Source organism: Brevibacillus sp. 1238 (assembly GCF_029892995.1).
GTDB lineage: Bacteria > Bacillota > Bacilli > Brevibacillales > Brevibacillaceae > Brevibacillus > Brevibacillus parabrevis.
Genome location: NZ_JARXWC010000012.1, coordinates 25,677 through 42,610 on the forward strand (window position 1 = coordinate 25,677; position 16,934 = coordinate 42,610).

Consider the following 16,934-nt stretch of genomic DNA (forward strand, 5'->3'; position numbering starts at 1 on the left):
TCGCTAACGATTTCGATTTTTGTACAGCAAATAGATGAAGAACGGAGCGCCAATCGCAGAAGTGAAAACCCCGACAGGCACTTCGATTGGAGAAAAAGCCATGCGGGCGATCAGATCGGCAATCAGCACAATCACGGCGCCCAGGAATGCCGACAGAGGCAGGGCACCGCCAAAGGACGGCCCGATTAGCTGCTTGGCGATATGCGGCGCGAGCAAAGCGACGAAGCTGATGTCTCCGCCTACAGAAACGGCTGTTCCGGTCAAAGCTGCACAAATCATGAGCAGCAGGAACCGATCCCATTGGAGCGAGCTTCCCAGGCTTGTCGCCACGTCATCCCCGAGCTGCTGGATATTGACCCGTCGTGCCAGGACAGCCGCAACGACGATCAGGATGACGACCCATGGCAGGATCATGAACACATCGTTCCAGTCTACCCCGTAGATGCTTCCGGTCAACCAGAGCAAGGCTTTGTTTTGCAGCAAAAACGGACTGAACATGATCAGGATCGTGACGAACGCGCCCGCAGCAATCTTGATTCCGACACCGATCATGACGAGGCGCATCGGCGTGACGCCTTTTTTCCAGGACAACGCGTATAACAGAAACGTGGTCAGCAAGGCGCCGAGAAAAGCGGTAGGCGGCAGCCATTTGATGCTGACAGTATCGAAGACGAGCAAAAAGGCCACAGCCGCAACAGAAGCACCTCCGGCTACGCCGAGAACGTCAGGTGAAGCGAGCGGGTTGCGGATAATTCCTTGCATGATCGCCCCGGCCGAAGCCAAGGCAGCACCGACCAGAATCGCAGTCAGGATGCGGGGCAGGCGAAATTGCTGGACGATCAGAGCATTTTCATCAGAACCGATGCCGAGAAGGACTTTGACGACATCGAGTGGCGCAATTTTCATCTCGCCCATGCCGAGACTGATCACCGTGACAGCGAGTGCAACCAGCAAAGCGATGCCGGAAAAAAGAACGGTTTTTTTATGCAGCTGAAAAGACAGACGTTTGCCAAACCGCAGAGAGAGGTATGGTTTCATTCCTTATCCAGCCCCTTTCGTGCGACATAGATGAAGAACGGCACACCGATCAGGGCTGTCATGACACCGATAGGAACCTCGGCTGGCATGGCGATAAAGCGCGCGCCGATATCGGCGAGCAGCAACAGGATCGAGCCGAGCAGGCCGCTGTACAGAAGCACCCAGTGTGTTTCGATTCCAACGAGATAGCGAGCCAGATGCGGCGTGACGAGCCCGACAAAGCCGATCGGCCCTGCAACCGCAACGGCGCAGCCGGAAAGCAGAACGATGACCACACCTGTCGACAGCTTGACTAGCAGTGTGCGCTGCCCAAGCCCTTTTGCCACATCATCACCCATGAGCAGCGTCTGAATCGGACGGGCCAACAGGAAGGCGGCAATCCAGGCAAAGACCATATAAGGAAAGACGGTTGCCAAATACTCCAGCTTTCTCCCCCCGACAGAGCCAGCCAACCAGAAAAGCACCTCGTCGGCAGCTTTTTCATTCAAGACCATCATGGCGTGACGAATCGAAGCGGCCAAAGCTGTAATCGCTGCACCCGCAAGCACCAGCTTGACAGGCGTAAGGCCGTCTCTGCCAAACGAGCCAAGCAAGTAGACGACAAATCCGGCGACCGCCGCCCCCAGAAAGGCAATCCAGGTAAACTCCGTCAGCGAACTGATCCCGACAAAGGTAACGGCAAAAACGACAAAGAGAGAAGCGCCCGCGTTCAGTCCGAATAACTCGACATCTGCAACAGGGTTTCTCGTTAACGATTGAAGCAGGGTCCCGGCCAGGCCGAGACAAAAGCCTACCGTCAGCGCGTTCAGCACGCGGGGAACCCGAACTTCTTTAATGACAATATGTTCGTTCGAACCGTTGAAATGGGTGTAGGCGTCGATTGCGTTTTGCCAGCTGGTGTCAATTACGCCAAAAACGAGGCTGGCATAGCTAAGGTAAAGCAAGAGCAGAATGGCGATAACCACTCCCAGAATTTTCCGAATGTTACTTGCGAGTAAACAATTCATGAGGGCTACATCCTTATCTATTTCTTGTTGTTCTGTTTTGTTAACGATTCCGCCACAATGCTAAGTTTAGAGCCAGCTCGGATATGTGTCAATGATGCTGATAGTCATTATCATTTTATGCTTGACTGTGGCCATGCATAAAGGTAGGATAGTCAATGTCTTTGACTCACATTTTCCATAGACAAAAATCAAGGGGGTCCTCACATCATGTTTTCTCGTACATATCGGACCGCAGGCGGTAAAGCGTTCTTCGCCGTTTTGATGGCGCTGTTGCTGATCGTCACAGGTTGTGGCACACCGCAAGCAACAGAGCAAAAACCGGCAGAACAGAAGCCTGCTGACCAAGCTACAGGCAACTCCAACGGTTCCGGCCAATCTTATACAGTAAAACACGCGATGGGCGAAACCACAATCAAAGGTACTCCGGAACGCGTCGTTATGCTGACCAACCAAGGTACTGAAACATTGATGGCGCTTGGCGTAAAGCCGGTAGGTGCAGTTGGTTCGACTATTGACCCGACTCAATTTTACGACTTTACCAAATCTTTCCTCGAAGGAACGAAGTCGGTTGGTACGGAAAGCCAGCCAAACCTGGAAGCAATCGCTGCGCTGAAGCCAGACTTGATTCTCGGTATGAAGTTCCGCCACGAGAAAATTTACCAACAATTGTCCGCTATTGCACCAACTGTATTCGTAGAAGAACCGCGCGGCGACTGGAAAGCAAACTTCAACTTGTACGCAGAAGCGGTAAACAAAAAAGCGGAAGGCGAGAAAGTCATCGCTGACTGGAACAAACGCGTAGCAGACTTCAAGGAAAAAGCGGGCGACAAGCTGAAAACGCAAATTTCCGTCGTACGCTTCATGCCTGGTAAAGTGCGTATTTACTACAAAGACACTTTCACTGGCTCCATTTTCAAAGACTTGGGCCTGGCTCGTCCAGCATCCCAGGACAAAGAAGAGTTCGCAGCAGAAGTAACCAAAGAGCGCATTCCGGAAATGGACGGCGACATCATGTTCTACTTCACGTATGAGCCAGGCAAAGGAGAAGCTTCCAAGCTGGAGCAAGAATGGACGAACGATCCGCTCTGGAAAAACCTGAATGTCGTAAAAGCTGGCAAGGCGTTCAAAGTGGATGATACGATCTGGAACACTTCCGGCGGCGTAATCGCGGCTAACAAAGTGCTGGATGAGCTGGAAGGCTACATCATCGGCAAATAAGCTGGAAAGCAAAAAGACGGGGGCGGGTGCCCTCGTCTTTTTTTGCGTACAAAATGGTGCTGATCAGCCTGCCATGTTGTTGATCGTGCCGCGCGGATAGTAAATGTTGACGTGATCGATGTAGAGTTTCTCCGGTTTGCCGCCCGTTCCGCTAAAGATGATTTTCAACTCGTAGTCAGGCGTAACTTTGTACGTGTAGATGGTTTCACCTGCTGTGGTCGTGACATTGTTCGGCTTGCCCAACGTTTGCAGAACTTCCGCTTGGCTGATTGCTTGCAGGCGTGCATCGTAGGAGCGAATATCCACGACTTGCATGCCTTTGTTGAAGGCGAAGACCAATCCTTTGTCCATGTAGGTATTGTAGGTAATTCCATTGAAGGTCGCGACGATATCTGGTTTGCCGATCTGTTTTTCGATGTCATCAAATAAGTCTTTTTCGACGCGATATTCGCTGCCGAAAGTTTGCCCGTTTTTGGCCAGATCGCGGATGCTTTGCAAAATATCGGCATTGCTTCCGTACAGCATCAGGTTTTTGTTGCCTTGCGGGTAGTAGACGTTGTAGCGAACCAGGACGAGATCCTTGGCACTGGCGGTTTTCTTGCCTTGGAAGATAAACTTGATTTGGTATTTGTCTGTTACGTCGTATGTGTAAATCGTTTTACCGGCGAACTCGGAAATACGGCCGGGTTTTCCCATCGCCTTTTCCACCATGTCCGCATTGAGTTTCGCCAAGCGGGGATCGTTCGTGCGGATATCGACCACCTGCATGCCTTTGTTGTAGCCGAACACGACACCGCGTTTGGCATAGGTGGAGTAGGTCAGGCCGTTTGCCTGATCGGTATGATCCGGCTTGCCCCAGTCTTTTTCGACTTGATCAAAAACAGTCTGCTCCACGCTGTAGGGAACCTCAATCACTTTGCCTTTTTCGGCGTCTTTGCGGATGAGCGGCAGCAATTGCTCCGATTGCGGCTGAACAGGCGCAGGGGTTACGGCATTTCCTTTTCCAGCCGCTGGGCCAGGGGAAGCAGAAGTCGAGCCGGGCGTGTTGCTTGTGATTGATTCCGGCATGGTGCTTTGCTGGTTGTTGCTGATAAGGGTCGCTCCCATCCAGATCGTCGCCGCCAGAACAGAGCATACGGCCAAGCCTTTACCCAGAGCAGAAAAGCGGCCGGGGGAAGCGGCTGTTCGTTTAGGCAAGGAATGAGTGTCAGTCGAGCGGATCGTGGAGATGATTTCCTGTTTTTTATCCTGGTTCATTTTCATGTCAGGTAGTCCTTTCATGTCGTTTAGAAGCTGGTCGTCTGTTTTAGATGGCATCGCCTACCATCTCCTTTCTGTCTTGCATCAAATGCTCTTTTACCGCCTTCATGGCCCGGTGCATGGTCACGTTTACTTTGTTTTCCGACCAGTCGAGAATTTCGGCCGTTTCTTTGGGAGATAACCCCTTTATCCCGCGCAGGATCAATACTTCGCGATAAGCGGGCTTCATTTTTCTGACGGCTTGGTACAGGGCTTGCTGTTCGGCGTGCAGATGCAAAATTTCCTCCGGCGTTTTTGCTTCCGATTGAACCCCGGCAAGCCATTTGTCCGGCAGCCAGTTGCGCAGCCGATTTTTGCGGGCAAAGTCGATCGCTGTATGTCTGGCGATGGTGAGCAGCCATGTTTTCGGTTGCGATCGGCCTTCGAATGACTCCAGTGACCGCAGCGCCTTGAGGAACACATCCTGGACAAGATCCTCCACGTCCTTGTTTCCGGTGTAGTAGACGAGGAACTTGTAGATGTCGTCGCTATAGCGCAGAAACCATTGCTCGATGATGCTGTTTTTGTCCATAGCTGAACCACCTTTTATGCTTTCTACTTGTAATTTGACGACCAAGGCGTGCTTTCATTACAAAAGACGAAAAAAACTGCCGGAAAAATGACCGACAGTTTTTGGAAAGAACGTTATGAGTGCAACATGGAATCGCGTGTAAACCAGAGCCGATAGCTCAGCATGCTGATCAGAACGGCGGAGACAGCAGCAGACGAGCTGAAGCTGAGCATGATGAGAATCTGGTAACGAACAGCTTCGATAGGACTGGCGCCAGCAATAATCATCCCCGTCATCATGCCGGGCAACTGGACAAGCCCAATCGTTTTCATCGTATCAAAGGTAGGGATCATGCTTGCTTTCACGGCGCGCTTGAGGACGATTTGCACCGCTTGCCGGGTAGTCGCTCCCAGGCACAAAAGCGCCTCGATCTCGCCGCGCGAGGTTTCCACTTCCCTGTTCATATGGGAAAGAAACAGGCTGCAAACGATCATGGAGCTGCCGATAATCATGCCGCTCATCGGAATCAGGTACTGAGGTGTCGGCGAAACCAGTCCGAGCGTCACCAACAGCCCCATGGTGACCAGTTCCGTGAGCGCAAGCGAAAGAGCGATGCGTCCAAAGATGCCGCGCAGCTTTTTCGCTTTGCTCGCCGCGTTCCAGGAGGCGACGGCAATCATCATGGCGATGAGCAGCAAAATGAACAAGATGCTGTCCGAATGAAAGACGAAATGCAACACGTAGCCAATCGCCAAAAGTTGCAGCGTCGAGCGGATCGTGCCGACGGCAATTTCCTTTTCCAGCCCAAGCCGCTGCCACAAGGAGAGGAGGAGGGCAATCAGTACGAAGGCAAATGCGATCCAGATCGATGTATACGTCATATAGGGTGTACCTCTTTCGCGCCTGGATGAGCTTGTGCTAGTGATGTCTGCAAAAAGTCCCGCGCCTGTTCGGTGGGCGGCGCCTGAAAAAACGCGTGGCTGGGCATGTCTGCCTGCAGCTGATGATCTGCCATGAACCAGATGCGTTCGCAGTTGTTTTTCGCCTCTTCCAGATCGTGCGTGACCCAGAGGATGGTCGTGCCTGTTTGTTTGTGCAAATCGACGAGCAATTGCTCGGTTGCCAGTTTGCTTCTCGTATCCAGCGAGGCTGTGACTTCATCCAATAGCAGAACAGCCGGACGCAGGAGCAGTGTCCGCACGAGGGCTACACGCTGTTTTTCGCCGCCAGACAGTTGCTGCGCTGGCTTCGTCCATTCGACCTGTTCCAGATGAAGCTGTTCAAACAGGGCGCGGGCGAGCTGTTGGTCAAAAGGGCGCTGGTGCAGCATGCTTGCGGTTCGCAAATTGTCTTCTACCGTACCGGGCAGCATGGTCGCCTGCTGGGCGACGTAGCTCATTTTCATTCGCCACAAGGCGCTCGGCCATTGCTCCATTGCTTTTTGCTCCATTCGGACGGTTCCGTGATCGGGAGCCAACAGTCGGCCTAAAATGCGGAGCAGCGTGCTTTTGCCCTGACCGGATTTTCCGAGGATTCCAATAATAGCAGGTTCTGAGATGGTTGCGTTCAAGTCGCGAAAAAGCCAGGAATCGGCAGAAGCGAAAACTTTTTTGCCCAACGATTCAATCTCCATGACGGTGCTCATGCAAATCCCCCCATCAACGGCAAAACACCGAAGAGGACGAGTCTTCGGTGTTTCTCCTTACGGCTATCTATGTACTTATTTGTGCTCCGACAGCCATTGTGCAACCGCTTGAATTTCTGGTTGCTTTTTCAGCATTCCTGGAGGCATGCCGCCTTTACCTTCTTTGATAATTTTGGCGATGTCTTCAGCGCTGTAAGTTGCCCCGACTTTGGTCAGGTTTGGACCTGCGATTCCTTCAAGGTTTTGCCCGTGACAGGAAGCACAGTTTTGTTTGAAAATAGCTGCAGCGTCAATGTTGGCAGTAGGTGCGCCGCCACCTTGAGCTTCTTCCCCATGTTTTGGCGGGAAAATAATCGATCCTACGAGTGCAATGAGAAAAACTAGAAACAAGATACCAAACGAAGTGAAAAAGGCCTTCGCGGAATCAATTACGTCGTTTTGATTCATGTCTTTTTTGTTGGACCCAGCCATTTGACAAAGACCTCCCGATGCAAATAATAAAGGTTCAACTGCAATTTTACGGCAAAATCTTGACAGTTGCAAGGCGACTGCCAAACAGACAAAGAAAGTACACAATTTGCCAATTTTGTGTAAACAATCTTTCACTATCTCTATCTATTGTGCCTAAAAAGTCGGAGATTATTTTGCAGATGATTGCTCCACATATAATGGAAAGGATAGCGGGTTGCTGTAACCAGACAAGTATGATAAAGTGGTTATATTGGTTTTTTACCGCCTTGGAAATCCGTTTTGAGGTGAATGTAGATGGCATTGGCTGCGAAAATTTTACTTGTGATCGCAAGTATTGGCTTAATTATCGTCGTGTTGCTGCAATCTGGAAAGAGTGCCGGCCTTTCGGGAGCGATTGGTGGCGGTGCAGAGCAACTGATGGGCAAACAAAAAGCCCGTGGGATTGACGCACTTTTAGGGAAACTGACCGTTGTATTTGCGGTTGCTTTCATGATTTTTGCGATTTTGCTCGGGTATTTCTTGAAAACAGGAGCGTAATAGACGAATAGCCGAAAGACAGCGAGTGCGACTTGCTGTCTTTTTCGCTATTCCGATTGCGATGTGGATGAACGGTGAATACTACATAGTAATGGAGAAATGGAACAGCGCGGTAGAGCCACGCGAAAAAAGGAGGTTTGTGAATGACAGATCAAGAAAAAATACTCGCGTTCATGCGCGAGCAGGCCTATCACCCGATGACAGTGAAGGAACTGGAGGAAGCGTTTGAAATCAAGGACTCAGCTTCCTTCAAGGAACTGGTGAAGACGCTGAACGCACTGGAAGCCGGCGGAGAGATTATCCGCACTCGTGCGAATCGATATGGTGTACCTGAAAAAATGAATTTGGTGCGCGGACGTCTGCAAAGCCATCCAAAAGGCTTTGGGTTTATCATCCCGGAAACACCTGACATGGAAGATGTATACGTACACGCCAACGACATGAACGGAGCGATTCACGGTGATACCGTGCTGGTTCGTGTGGAAAAGGAAGCGGGCGGCAATCGCCTGGAAGGACGGATCGTTCGCGTCGTCGAGCGGGGAATGACCCAAGTTGTCGGGACGTTCAAGGACGAGACGTACTACGCGTTTGTCATCCCGGATGAAAAGCGGATTGGCAAAGACATTTTCATCCCGAAAACGGCGTACAACGGAGCGGTAGACGGCCACAAAGTAGTCGTCAATATCGTCCGCTACCCGGAAGGACGGGTGAATCCAGAAGGAGAAATCGTCGAGATTCTGGGGCACAAAAACGACCCGGGAGTCGATATCCTGTCGATTATCCGCAAGTTCAATCTGCCGGAAGCGTTCCCGGATGAGGTGCTGGCGGAAGCAGAGGCTTCGCCGGACGAAATTTCCGAAGACGAAATCAAGGAACGCCGCGATCTGCGCGACCGGATGATGGTCACAATCGACGGAGCGGACGCGAAGGATTTGGATGACGCCGTGTCGCTTGAAGTGTTGCCGAACGGAAATGTAAGGCTTGGCGTGCATATTGCCGACGTCAGCTATTATGTCCGTGAAAAGTCTGCGCTGGACAATGAAGCGTATCGCCGGGGTACGAGCGTCTATTTGGTCGACCGTGTCATCCCGATGCTGCCACACCGCTTGTCGAACGGGATATGCAGCTTGAATCCAAAAGTGGATCGGCTGACGATCTCCTGCGATATGGAGATGGACCAAAATGCGCAGCTGGTGAAGTACGATATTTTCCTCAGCGTTATCCGTACCAACGAGCGCATGACGTACGCCGATGTGCGCAGCATCCTGGAAGACAAGGACGAAGCTTTGCTTGAGAAGTATAGCGAGCTTGTCCCGATGTTCGAGGAAATGAAGAAGCTGGCACTGAAGCTGCGTTCCAAGCGGATGCAGCGCGGAGCCATCGACTTCGATTTCCGCGAAGCGAAAATTTTTGTCAACGAAGAAGGCGCACCGACAGAGATCGGATTCCGCACGCGCTCGATTGCCGAGCAGATTATTGAAGAATTTATGCTGGCAGCCAACGAGACAGTGGCAGAGCATTTCCACTGGATGAAGCAGCCGTTCATGTACCGCATTCACGAAGACCCGAACGCGGAGAAGCTCATGTCTTTCATGGAGTTTATCACGAACTTCGGCTATTCGATCCGGGGAAAAGGCAACTCTGTGCATCCTCGTGCGCTGCAACAGCTCTTGGAGGAAGTCAAAGGCACGCCGGAAGAAATCATCATCAGCACGGTCATGCTGCGCTCCATGAAACAAGCGCGCTACGACGCGGAAAGCCTCGGTCACTACGGGCTGTCCACCGAGTTTTACACGCATTTTACATCGCCGATTCGCCGCTACCCGGACCTGATTGTCCATCGCCGCATTCGGGATTGGATCGAGCAGGGCAACAACCTGTCAGAGAAGCGTTTGGCGTATTGGGCGGAGCAAATGCCGGTTATCGCCGAGCACGCTTCCCAGCGCGAGCGACTGGCTGTGGACGCCGAGCGTGAGACGGACGACCTGAAAAAAGCGGAGTTCATGAAAGAGCACATCGGAGAAGAATTTGAAGGCGTGATCTCCAGTGTTACCTCGTTCGGAATTTTCGTGGAGCTGCCCAATACGATCGAGGGGCTGGTGCACATCAGCTTCCTGACCGACGATTACTATCACTACCATGAGAAGATGTATGCGCTGGTAGGGGAGCGAACTGGCAAGCAGTACCGCATCGGGGATGTTGTGCAGGTTCGCGTGGCGAGTGTCAACGTGGATGAACGCACCATCGATTTTGAAATCGTCGGCATGACCAAAGCGGCAGGTTTCCGCGGCAGCCGCGAGCGTACACCGCGCGTCATCGACGGACGCGGAGGAGAGCGCAAACCGACTCGCGGCAAGCAGGATCGTTCCCGTGGAGGTCGTCCAGAACGTCCAGATCGCCAAAAGGACAAAAAGCACCCGGCTGAAATCCGGCAAAAATACAAGGATCGCCGCAGAAGCGAAGGAACCAAAGCTTCTCGTCCACCAGCTTCCGGATCAGCAGGTGCCAAGGAAGAGGTACTGCCAATCGGGACGGGCGGAGAGGAAAATCAATCACAGAACCAGAAAGGCTTCTGGGAAGATTTTGTCCGCTCCAAAAAGAAAAACCGCAAGAATGTAGCCAGCCAGGTCAAACGGAAGCGCCGTTAAACGATTGTATAAGAGCCAAGGGGGCTTGATTTGAGTGCCAATCGGCCAGGAAAGCCCCCGAAGCTTCCGGGAAAATCGCTTGCCACCATCGGCAAAATTTGCTAGACTAACTGTTACGATACGCAGTACGTACGAGTGAGGTGATCTCCATGTCAAAAGATAAAACCGGAACCAAGACAGTCGCCCAAAACCGAAAAGCACGCCACGATTACCACATCGAGCAAGTATTCGAAGCAGGCATTGCCCTGACCGGAACGGAGATCAAGGCCGTGCGTGCAGCGCGCGTCCAGCTCAAAGACAGCTTTGCCCGCGTGCAAAATGGCGAATTGCTGCTGTACAACGTGCACATCAGCCCGTACGAGCAGGGCAACCGTTTCAACCATGAACCGGAGCGCACCCGCAAGCTGCTGATGAGACGGCTGGAAATCCTCAAGTTGAACGGTCTGATCCGCGAAAGAGGCTACTCGCTGGTTCCGCTGAGCATTTATTTGAAAGGCGGCTGGGCCAAAGTCGAGCTTGCTCTCGTCAAAGGGAAAAAGAACTACGACAAGCGCGAAGACCTCAAGAAAAAGGACGCAGCCCGCGAAGTCGAGCGCGCCTTGCGCGACCGCCAAAAGGCATAATGGATGGCTATGGCAAGCCTGGCAGCAATCAACGTTGAGTTTCCGCCATCGCTTGTGCTATAGTAGTGGAACAACAGCAAGCGGTACAAGCTTGCATGGACTGACTTGTAAACACAGTCTGGATGTCGATAATGGCTCGTCATCTGGACTTTTTCTCACCTTATACCTCGGGGGCGTTCTGGATTCGACGGGGATGGTAGAGCATGAGAAGCGAGCCGGGGGGTTGCGGACCTCGTCACCAACGCAAACGCCATTAACTGGCAACAAACAACTTTCTCTCGCTGCTTAATAACCAGTGAGGCGCTACCATTCCATCGCCCATGTGGCATGACTAGCGCTCAACTTTAGTGGGATACGCCGGAGGCTTCCGCCTGGAGCCGAAGGAAGAAGATCAATCAGGCTAGGTAACGGGTCAGCGCGTCACTCCGCGAATCCGTCGCCGAAATTTAAATGAGTGACTGCGCTCGGAGATGCTCATGTATCGCTGTTTTCGGACGGGGGTTCGAATCCCCCCGCCTCCACCTACATAAAAAAAGCCACCTGCAGAGGTGGCTTTTTTGCGTTGACAGCGAAGTCTCGTTATGCATGAACTGACTCAATTTTCAGTCATCACAGCGATACTGAAATGCGGGTCCTGTCTGTATAAAGTACCCGCTTCTAACTTGTCCGGCCCAGTTTTTCAGAGCGGATTTCCACTGGGGACTTTTTAAAAAATCATCTACCAATACAGAACCAGAAACAACCAAACGATGGGAGTAAATGGAGCGAGCTGACCAGCCCCTCCCCAAATGCCGCCTGCCGGAAACCCGTCCTCAATCACAAGTAGCAATGGTAAACCGTATTGATAAGCCATTGCAGGTTCAATTTGCAAAAAAGGCGAGTACGGTTCTCCCTGCTGTGTTGCCCTCGTTGGTCGTAGAAGGACAGAAGCCATTCCATAACTCGAGTTAATCATCGTACGGATGTTTTCCAGTGTAGTATTCGGATATTGTTCTGTGTTGGGCAAAGTGCGCGGGAAGAGGAGTTCTTTCTTGATTTCTTTGAACATGCGAATTACGAATTGTTGTTGGACAGTAAACGGCGGCTGTGGAGGACCGAGCGTAAACAAATTTTGATGGCTAAAGAACACAGGGATTCGAAAAAACGCCGAAGCAGCGTCGTTCAAATCCTGCAAGTCCTGGTAGCACTGCTCGATTTCTTCCTTGCGTAAACCTGTGTTCGGAGTAGAATGTACGACTTGGATTTCGTACTTTTTACTTCTCTCATCCTTTTTCGAACTCATGTTGTCACCTCCACAGTGAAGCGTATTTACGAAAATACGGCGGTGACTGGACAAATTAAGAAAATGTGCTTCTTTGCCTGATGAACATAATAATCAGTTCGGTCGGGAGAGTAGGCGAAGATAGAATGGGGCGGGGAGATCAATTTGTTGATGCGATTACTGGACGGGTGATAACTCCGTAAGGGAACGATAAATAGGAGCGACTATTCTCTTAACGATCAAGGAATAGTCGTTTTTTCCTTTCTCCTTTCCATAAAACATCCCCACCCTTACTAGCTACCAAACTGCGCATCTTTTACGCCCAAAAATCATCCAGAAACCCAAGCGAAATGTCTAGACTGCACAAGGGACTCCCACTACCAAAAGTCAATCCAAATACAAAATGGTATAATAAATGCGACTATTCGCAATTAAGACTTTCCCGACCAGACTTACAAATACATGAACGAAGCCAAACAAAAATGAACGAGCTAGAAAAAACAATAATATCCGCAACTCTCTCTTACGAACCAGTATGATCTTGTAAAGCTCGTCTAATCAACGAATCAGGAAACGTGTCTTATCTACTTCTAGGAAGGTTAGGCCGAGAGGAGGATCGAAAATGGGGATTACGGTGCAGGAGATGCTGCGGTTGGACGCGCTGCAAAGTTTACGTGTTATCGCCGGTTTCGATGGTTTGGACAGGATCATCAATCAGGTAAATGTTTTGGAAATGCCCATAACCGAAGTGGAGCATTTGGTTTTGGGAGGCGAGCTTGTGCTGACCACCTTTCACAGCTTGAAAGATGATCTGGAGGCGCAAGTGAATACGATTAAAAAGCTTGCTGAAAACGGGGCAGCAGCTCTGGGGATTCATCCGATGATTGCTGACAAGATCATGCAGAAGGCGATCGTGGAGGCAGCGAATATTTCCGGCCTTCCTGTCATTTTGTTGCCTCCTGCGATGCCTTATGCTACGGTTTTTTCTGCCGTGTTAGGGACGATCCTGAATCGGCAATCACAGTTGTTGAAACAATCGGAAGAGATTAACCGGGAGATGACCCGTGTCATACTGCATGGCGGCGATGTGAATGCGATTGCCAAGACGCTGACCGGATTAATCAAGCAGCCAGTCATGATTACCGACGATATGTTCGAAATTTTGGCTTTAGGGTTAAAAGAAGCGGAAGAACATTTATTTTTAAAAAAGTGTTTACTTATGACAGAAATGTCGGAGCGGATTCAGTTTGATAAAGCTGGAAACTGGACCCACGATTCTGCGCTGGAGATGGTGTTTCACTCCAGCTTGTTTGAGATAGAGGGGCGGTCTGTACGGCTGATCGTTATGCCTGCCGGAGTGATAAGCGATCCTCTGGGGTACATTTTCACCTTAGAGATGGGGGCTTTCTTACAAGAGCTTGATTTCATTGCCATCTCGCACGCTTCTACTGCGGTCGCTCTGGAGATTGCCAAGCAGCGGGCGATTACCGAGGCGAAAAGACGCATGCGAAGCGACTTTTTGACGGAAATGTTCGAAGGGAAATATGTTAGAGAAGAGGATTTGTACGAGAGGGCGAGAGCGGTCGGACTTAACCTGGTGAAAAAACATATGGTGCTGGTCATGCGTTTTGACTTCAGCGATGGGCTTGAAAAAGAGATGGGGAAACTGGAAAGCCGCATTCACGCGGCGGTCCGGTCAACGATCAATCAGCATGCTCCCAAATGCAATTTTGTGGTAAAGGGGGACATGTTGGTCATTTTCATTCATTTTGACAGGCAATTTGACAAGCAACATTCGCAACAGGAAGCGAAAAATCTTGCGGTCCTGTTAAAAGAGGCTATCGAAGCGGGAAGCGGCAAAGCCCGCGTATCTGCCGGAATCGGCGGTTTTTATCCGTCGCCGTTGAACTTGGACCAAAGCTACAGGGAAGCGCTGCAAGCCCTTGAGCTCGGCTGCAAAATGTTTGGGACGGGCAGTATTACAGCAGTGAATGAGCTGGGGGTATTCGGGATTCTGGGGGAAATATCCGGCAAGTTGTTAGACCAGTTTACAGCGGGGCTTCTCGATCAGCTCTATCAATATGATGCCAAAAATCAAACGGATCTGGTAAAGACGGTAGAAGCGTATCTGGATGAAAAGGAAATCTTTACAGATGTCGCAAAGCGGTTGTTCGTACATCCCAATACGGTCAAATACCGGATTGAAAAAGTGAAGGAGATTCTCGGGTTTGATCCATTTAAAAAGCCTGAGGAAAGATTGAATTTCCATCTGGCGCTGAAGGCCAGGAAGCTATTGCCATAATAGAAGCGCGAAGCAGCTCGGTTTGTCTGTGATAGACAAAGATACGGGTTGTTTTTTGTTTGTTTTAAATATTAAGATTATTGTTTTTGTGTGAAATAATGTGAACAGAAACAAGCAGTATGATTGAAAGCTATGCAGGATAGGGGGCTGTGGGCTGCATGATGGACACACAAGATTGGGAAAAACCAAAACCGATGAGGGGGCATTCGCATGGAGAAAAGAATTTTGTGGATCAATCCGGTCACTACTGATTTGTTTAACACCATTTTCAAGAGCGAGTTTGACAGGATCAAGCAGGCGGGGACGATTGTGGATGTGGTTTCCTTGACCCCGGGTCCTGGACCGACTCATCTGGAGTACAACTGCTACGAAGTGATGCTGATGCCGGAAATCCTCCGCGTGATTAAAAAAGCCGAAGAAGACGGCTACGATGCGGCAATTATCGGCTGCTTCTACGATCCTGTCTTGAGGGCGGCCCGAGAGATTTCGAAAAAAATGGTCGTCACGGCTCCGGCAGAAGCCAGCTTGCATATTGCGGCGACATTGGGCGAGAGTATCTCGATCATTGTCGGGCGGCGCAAGTGGATACCCGAGATGAGAGAGAACGTCCATAAATATGGCTTTGCCGACAAATTGGCTTCTTTCAAGTCACTCGATATGGGCGTGCACGATTTTCAGAAAGATCATCAGGTGACGATGCAGCGGATGCGTGAGGCGGCGCGAGAGGCTGTCGAGAAGGATGGAGCCAATGTGCTTGTGCTGGGATGCACGATTGAATTTGGCTTTTATCGGGAAATTCAGGAGGAGCTGGGGGTTCCGGTTATTGACGCAAGCCTTGCACCTTTTAAATACGCCGAATTTTTGATAGAGCTCAACCAAAAATTCGGTTGGAGCCACAGCAAGCTGGATGGCTACCAGTCGCCGCCTGATGAAGAAGTGGCCTGCTGGAAGCTGTTTTAAAAACAAAGTTAGCGGCTGTGAGAAGAGATAAGGGGGGCCATTTATGAGAGCAGAAAGCGGAGTGGAGGTACTGCAAAAGCGATCAGTACCCGTTGGGGCGCTGTTTGAAAACATGCCGGTTACCAGTCAGCATTGGCAAGCGGGATTGGTGCTTTTTTTCTCCTTTGTGATTGAATCGTGGGAAATGATGATTGTCATTCTGGCAAGCGCTTCAATTGGCGGCGAGTTTCAACTGGACGGCACTCAAATCGGATCGCTTATCGGCTCCATTTATCTCGGGATGATCCCGGGATGCCTGCTATGGGGAAAGCTCGTTGATAAAATCGGCCGCAAGCAATCAATGATTATCAGTTTTGGCCTCTATGGAATCATTTCGCTTATTAGTGCATTCTCACTCACCTACGAAATGCTGTGGTGGACCCGCTTCTTGTCCGGTGTGGCGCTCTCTGGGGTTTTGGTGGCAACGTTCCCCTACTTCGAGGAGCTGCTCCCCATGAAGGTGCGTGGGAAGGCTGCGGTGTATCTGGCTTCTGGATGGCCAGTAGGCTATTTGCTTGCCATTGGCACGACCTACCTCTTTATGGAGCTGGGCTGGCGCTGGATTATTGGCGTCAGTTCGCTTGCCGGTTTGTGGTTTCTGGCAATCGCTGCGTTTGTACCTGAGTCGCCGTACTGGTTGGCCGGAAAAGGGCGCCATTCGGAGGCGAAGGAGGTTATTGACAAACTTTCCAAAGGCACGATGCAAAAAGAGATCAACAGCGTCGAGCTTGCTGTGGAGAATGTGAAAACAGGTTCTTTCCTGGAGATTTTTAGCGGGCAATTCCGGCGTTCGACAATTTTGCAGCTCGTCATCAACTTTAGTTTTTCCTGGGGATATTGGGGACTGTCCTCCTGGATGCCGGCACTTTTGGCGAAAAAAGGATTGAGTGCGCCGGAAGGAATGGGCTTTATGGCCATATCCGCCCTCTTCATGTTTCCCGGTTACATGGTTTCCTCGTATTTGACGGGCAAATATGGGCGCAAAAAAGTAATGGCGCTGTTCGTCTTTTTTGCAGCGGTCAGCGGGTTTGGATTTGCCAACGCAAATACTTTGCAGGAAATGTACATCTGGAATTTTGCCCTTTCGTTCTTCAGCTTGGGGGCGTGGGGAGTATGGGATACATGGATGGCTGAGCTGTATCCGACAGAGGTCCGCGGTGTCAGCTATTCTGTAGGGATGACCGGCCAGCGTGTAGCCAACGCGATTGCACCAAGTGTAATCGGAGCCATGCTGGCGATCAACAGCAGCTTTTTGACTACGGTTTCCTTTATCTCCGCTTTTCTTGTCGTTACATTTGTGGCTTCGCTTTTCCTGAAGGAAACGGAAGGCGAGATTTTGCATTAATGCTGTAACATTCCATTACTCCTAGAAGGG

The 16,934-nt window shown here is 50.8% G+C and carries 15 protein-coding genes and 1 other RNA gene; 8 read left to right on the top strand and 8 right to left on the bottom strand.

The genetic code is table 11. The features are described from left to right. Positions 1-3: 3 nt before the first annotated feature. On the bottom strand, positions 4-1,038 hold the full coding sequence (locus tag M2298_RS22120; RefSeq protein ID WP_122963679.1) for a FecCD family ABC transporter permease: 1,035 nt from the start codon (positions 1,036-1,038) through the stop codon (positions 4-6). Beyond that, positions 1,035-2,045, bottom strand: coding sequence for a FecCD family ABC transporter permease (locus M2298_RS22125; protein WP_173599427.1), 1,011 nt, complete (start codon positions 2,043-2,045; stop codon positions 1,035-1,037). Before M2298_RS22125 ends, M2298_RS22120 begins: the two co-directional genes overlap by 4 nt. A gap of 207 nt (positions 2,046-2,252) precedes the next feature. Between M2298_RS22125 and M2298_RS22130 the strand changes: the two genes are divergently transcribed. Next, entirely contained in the window at positions 2,253-3,263 is a 1,011-nt protein-coding gene (locus M2298_RS22130) for an ABC transporter substrate-binding protein (protein ID WP_122963681.1), read from the top strand. Between the two features lie 63 nt (positions 3,264-3,326). On the opposite strand, the gene M2298_RS22135 is transcribed toward M2298_RS22130, so the two are convergent. From M2298_RS22135 to M2298_RS22155, 5 genes are all read right to left on the bottom strand, one after another. Further along, positions 3,327-4,580 carry a YjgB family protein gene (locus M2298_RS22135; protein WP_122963682.1) on the bottom strand — a complete coding sequence of 418 codons (1,254 nt, stop codon included), beginning with the start codon at positions 4,578-4,580 and terminating at the stop codon, positions 3,327-3,329. Next, complete coding sequence (locus M2298_RS22140; RefSeq protein WP_122963683.1) at positions 4,570-5,094, bottom strand: RNA polymerase sigma factor; 525 nt, start codon at positions 5,092-5,094, stop codon at positions 4,570-4,572. The genes M2298_RS22135 and M2298_RS22140 overlap by 11 nt, the downstream gene beginning before the upstream one ends. 113 nt (positions 5,095-5,207) lie before the next feature. Next, positions 5,208-5,954 (bottom strand): ABC transporter permease, encoded by a 747-nt coding sequence (locus M2298_RS22145; protein WP_173599426.1) that lies wholly within the window; start codon positions 5,952-5,954, stop codon positions 5,208-5,210. After that, the gene (locus tag M2298_RS22150; protein WP_173599425.1) at positions 5,951-6,718 is read right to left on the bottom strand and encodes an ABC transporter ATP-binding protein; all 768 of its coding nucleotides are present in this window, start codon (positions 6,716-6,718) and stop codon (positions 5,951-5,953) included. The genes M2298_RS22145 and M2298_RS22150 overlap by 4 nt, the downstream gene beginning before the upstream one ends. A gap of 75 nt (positions 6,719-6,793) precedes the next feature. Next, positions 6,794-7,189 carry a YqzM family protein gene (locus M2298_RS22155; protein ID WP_173597700.1) on the bottom strand — a complete coding sequence of 132 codons (396 nt, stop codon included), beginning with the start codon at positions 7,187-7,189 and terminating at the stop codon, positions 6,794-6,796. A gap of 294 nt (positions 7,190-7,483) precedes the next feature. Here M2298_RS22155 and secG point away from each other — a divergent pair, with 294 nt between their 5' ends. The 4 genes from secG (at position 7,484) to ssrA (ending at position 11,521) form a co-directional block, all read left to right on the top strand. Beyond that, positions 7,484-7,726 carry a preprotein translocase subunit SecG gene (gene secG / locus M2298_RS22160; protein WP_003843341.1) on the top strand — a complete coding sequence of 81 codons (243 nt, stop codon included), beginning with the start codon at positions 7,484-7,486 and terminating at the stop codon, positions 7,724-7,726. 143 nt (positions 7,727-7,869) lie between these two features. Then, on the top strand, positions 7,870-10,374 hold the full coding sequence (gene rnr / locus M2298_RS22165) for a ribonuclease R (protein ID WP_280649103.1): 2,505 nt from the start codon (positions 7,870-7,872) through the stop codon (positions 10,372-10,374). Between the two features lie 149 nt (positions 10,375-10,523). Next, entirely contained in the window at positions 10,524-10,997 is a 474-nt protein-coding gene (gene smpB / locus M2298_RS22170) for an SsrA-binding protein SmpB (protein ID WP_122963688.1), read from the top strand. A gap of 169 nt (positions 10,998-11,166) precedes the next feature. Beyond that, positions 11,167-11,521, top strand: a transfer-messenger RNA (tmRNA) gene (gene ssrA / locus M2298_RS22175). Between the two features lie 194 nt (positions 11,522-11,715). Here ssrA and M2298_RS22180 read toward each other — a convergent pair. Further along, positions 11,716-12,279: a hypothetical protein gene (locus tag M2298_RS22180; RefSeq protein WP_233454114.1), complete on the bottom strand. Its 564-nt coding sequence runs from the start codon at positions 12,277-12,279 to the stop codon at positions 11,716-11,718. 601 nt (positions 12,280-12,880) lie between these two features. Between M2298_RS22180 and M2298_RS22185 the strand changes: the two genes are divergently transcribed. The 3 genes from M2298_RS22185 (at position 12,881) to M2298_RS22195 (ending at position 16,904) form a co-directional block, all read left to right on the top strand. Further along, positions 12,881-14,560, top strand: a complete 1,680-nt coding sequence (locus tag M2298_RS22185; protein ID WP_280649104.1) for a PucR family transcriptional regulator — start codon at positions 12,881-12,883, stop codon at positions 14,558-14,560. Positions 14,561-14,770: 210 nt separating this feature from the next. Then, entirely contained in the window at positions 14,771-15,520 is a 750-nt protein-coding gene (locus M2298_RS22190; protein ID WP_173599423.1) for an aspartate/glutamate racemase family protein, read from the top strand. 43 nt (positions 15,521-15,563) lie between these two features. Beyond that, on the top strand, positions 15,564-16,904 hold the full coding sequence (locus M2298_RS22195; RefSeq protein ID WP_173597698.1) for an MFS transporter: 1,341 nt from the start codon (positions 15,564-15,566) through the stop codon (positions 16,902-16,904). Positions 16,905-16,934: the final 30 nt, after the last annotated feature.

Coding starts and splice junctions, on each gene's coding strand:
- M2298_RS22120 (WP_122963679.1), bottom strand. CDS start 1,038: ATGAAACCATACCTCTCTCTGCGGTTTGGCAAACGTCTGTCTTTTCAG.
- M2298_RS22125 (WP_173599427.1), bottom strand. CDS start 2,045: ATGAATTGTTTACTCGCAAGTAACATTCGGAAAATTCTGGGAGTGGTT.
- M2298_RS22130 (WP_122963681.1), top strand. CDS start 2,253: ATGTTTTCTCGTACATATCGGACCGCAGGCGGTAAAGCGTTCTTCGCC.
- M2298_RS22135 (WP_122963682.1), bottom strand. CDS start 4,580: ATGCCATCTAAAACAGACGACCAGCTTCTAAACGACATGAAAGGACTA.
- M2298_RS22140 (WP_122963683.1), bottom strand. CDS start 5,094: ATGGACAAAAACAGCATCATCGAGCAATGGTTTCTGCGCTATAGCGAC.
- M2298_RS22145 (WP_173599426.1), bottom strand. CDS start 5,954: ATGACGTATACATCGATCTGGATCGCATTTGCCTTCGTACTGATTGCC.
- M2298_RS22150 (WP_173599425.1), bottom strand. CDS start 6,718: ATGAGCACCGTCATGGAGATTGAATCGTTGGGCAAAAAAGTTTTCGCT.
- M2298_RS22155 (WP_173597700.1), bottom strand. CDS start 7,189: ATGGCTGGGTCCAACAAAAAAGACATGAATCAAAACGACGTAATTGAT.
- secG (WP_003843341.1), top strand. CDS start 7,484: ATGGCATTGGCTGCGAAAATTTTACTTGTGATCGCAAGTATTGGCTTA.
- rnr (WP_280649103.1), top strand. CDS start 7,870: ATGACAGATCAAGAAAAAATACTCGCGTTCATGCGCGAGCAGGCCTAT.
- smpB (WP_122963688.1), top strand. CDS start 10,524: ATGTCAAAAGATAAAACCGGAACCAAGACAGTCGCCCAAAACCGAAAA.
- M2298_RS22180 (WP_233454114.1), bottom strand. CDS start 12,279: ATGAGTTCGAAAAAGGATGAGAGAAGTAAAAAGTACGAAATCCAAGTC.
- M2298_RS22185 (WP_280649104.1), top strand. CDS start 12,881: ATGGGGATTACGGTGCAGGAGATGCTGCGGTTGGACGCGCTGCAAAGT.
- M2298_RS22190 (WP_173599423.1), top strand. CDS start 14,771: ATGGAGAAAAGAATTTTGTGGATCAATCCGGTCACTACTGATTTGTTT.
- M2298_RS22195 (WP_173597698.1), top strand. CDS start 15,564: ATGAGAGCAGAAAGCGGAGTGGAGGTACTGCAAAAGCGATCAGTACCC.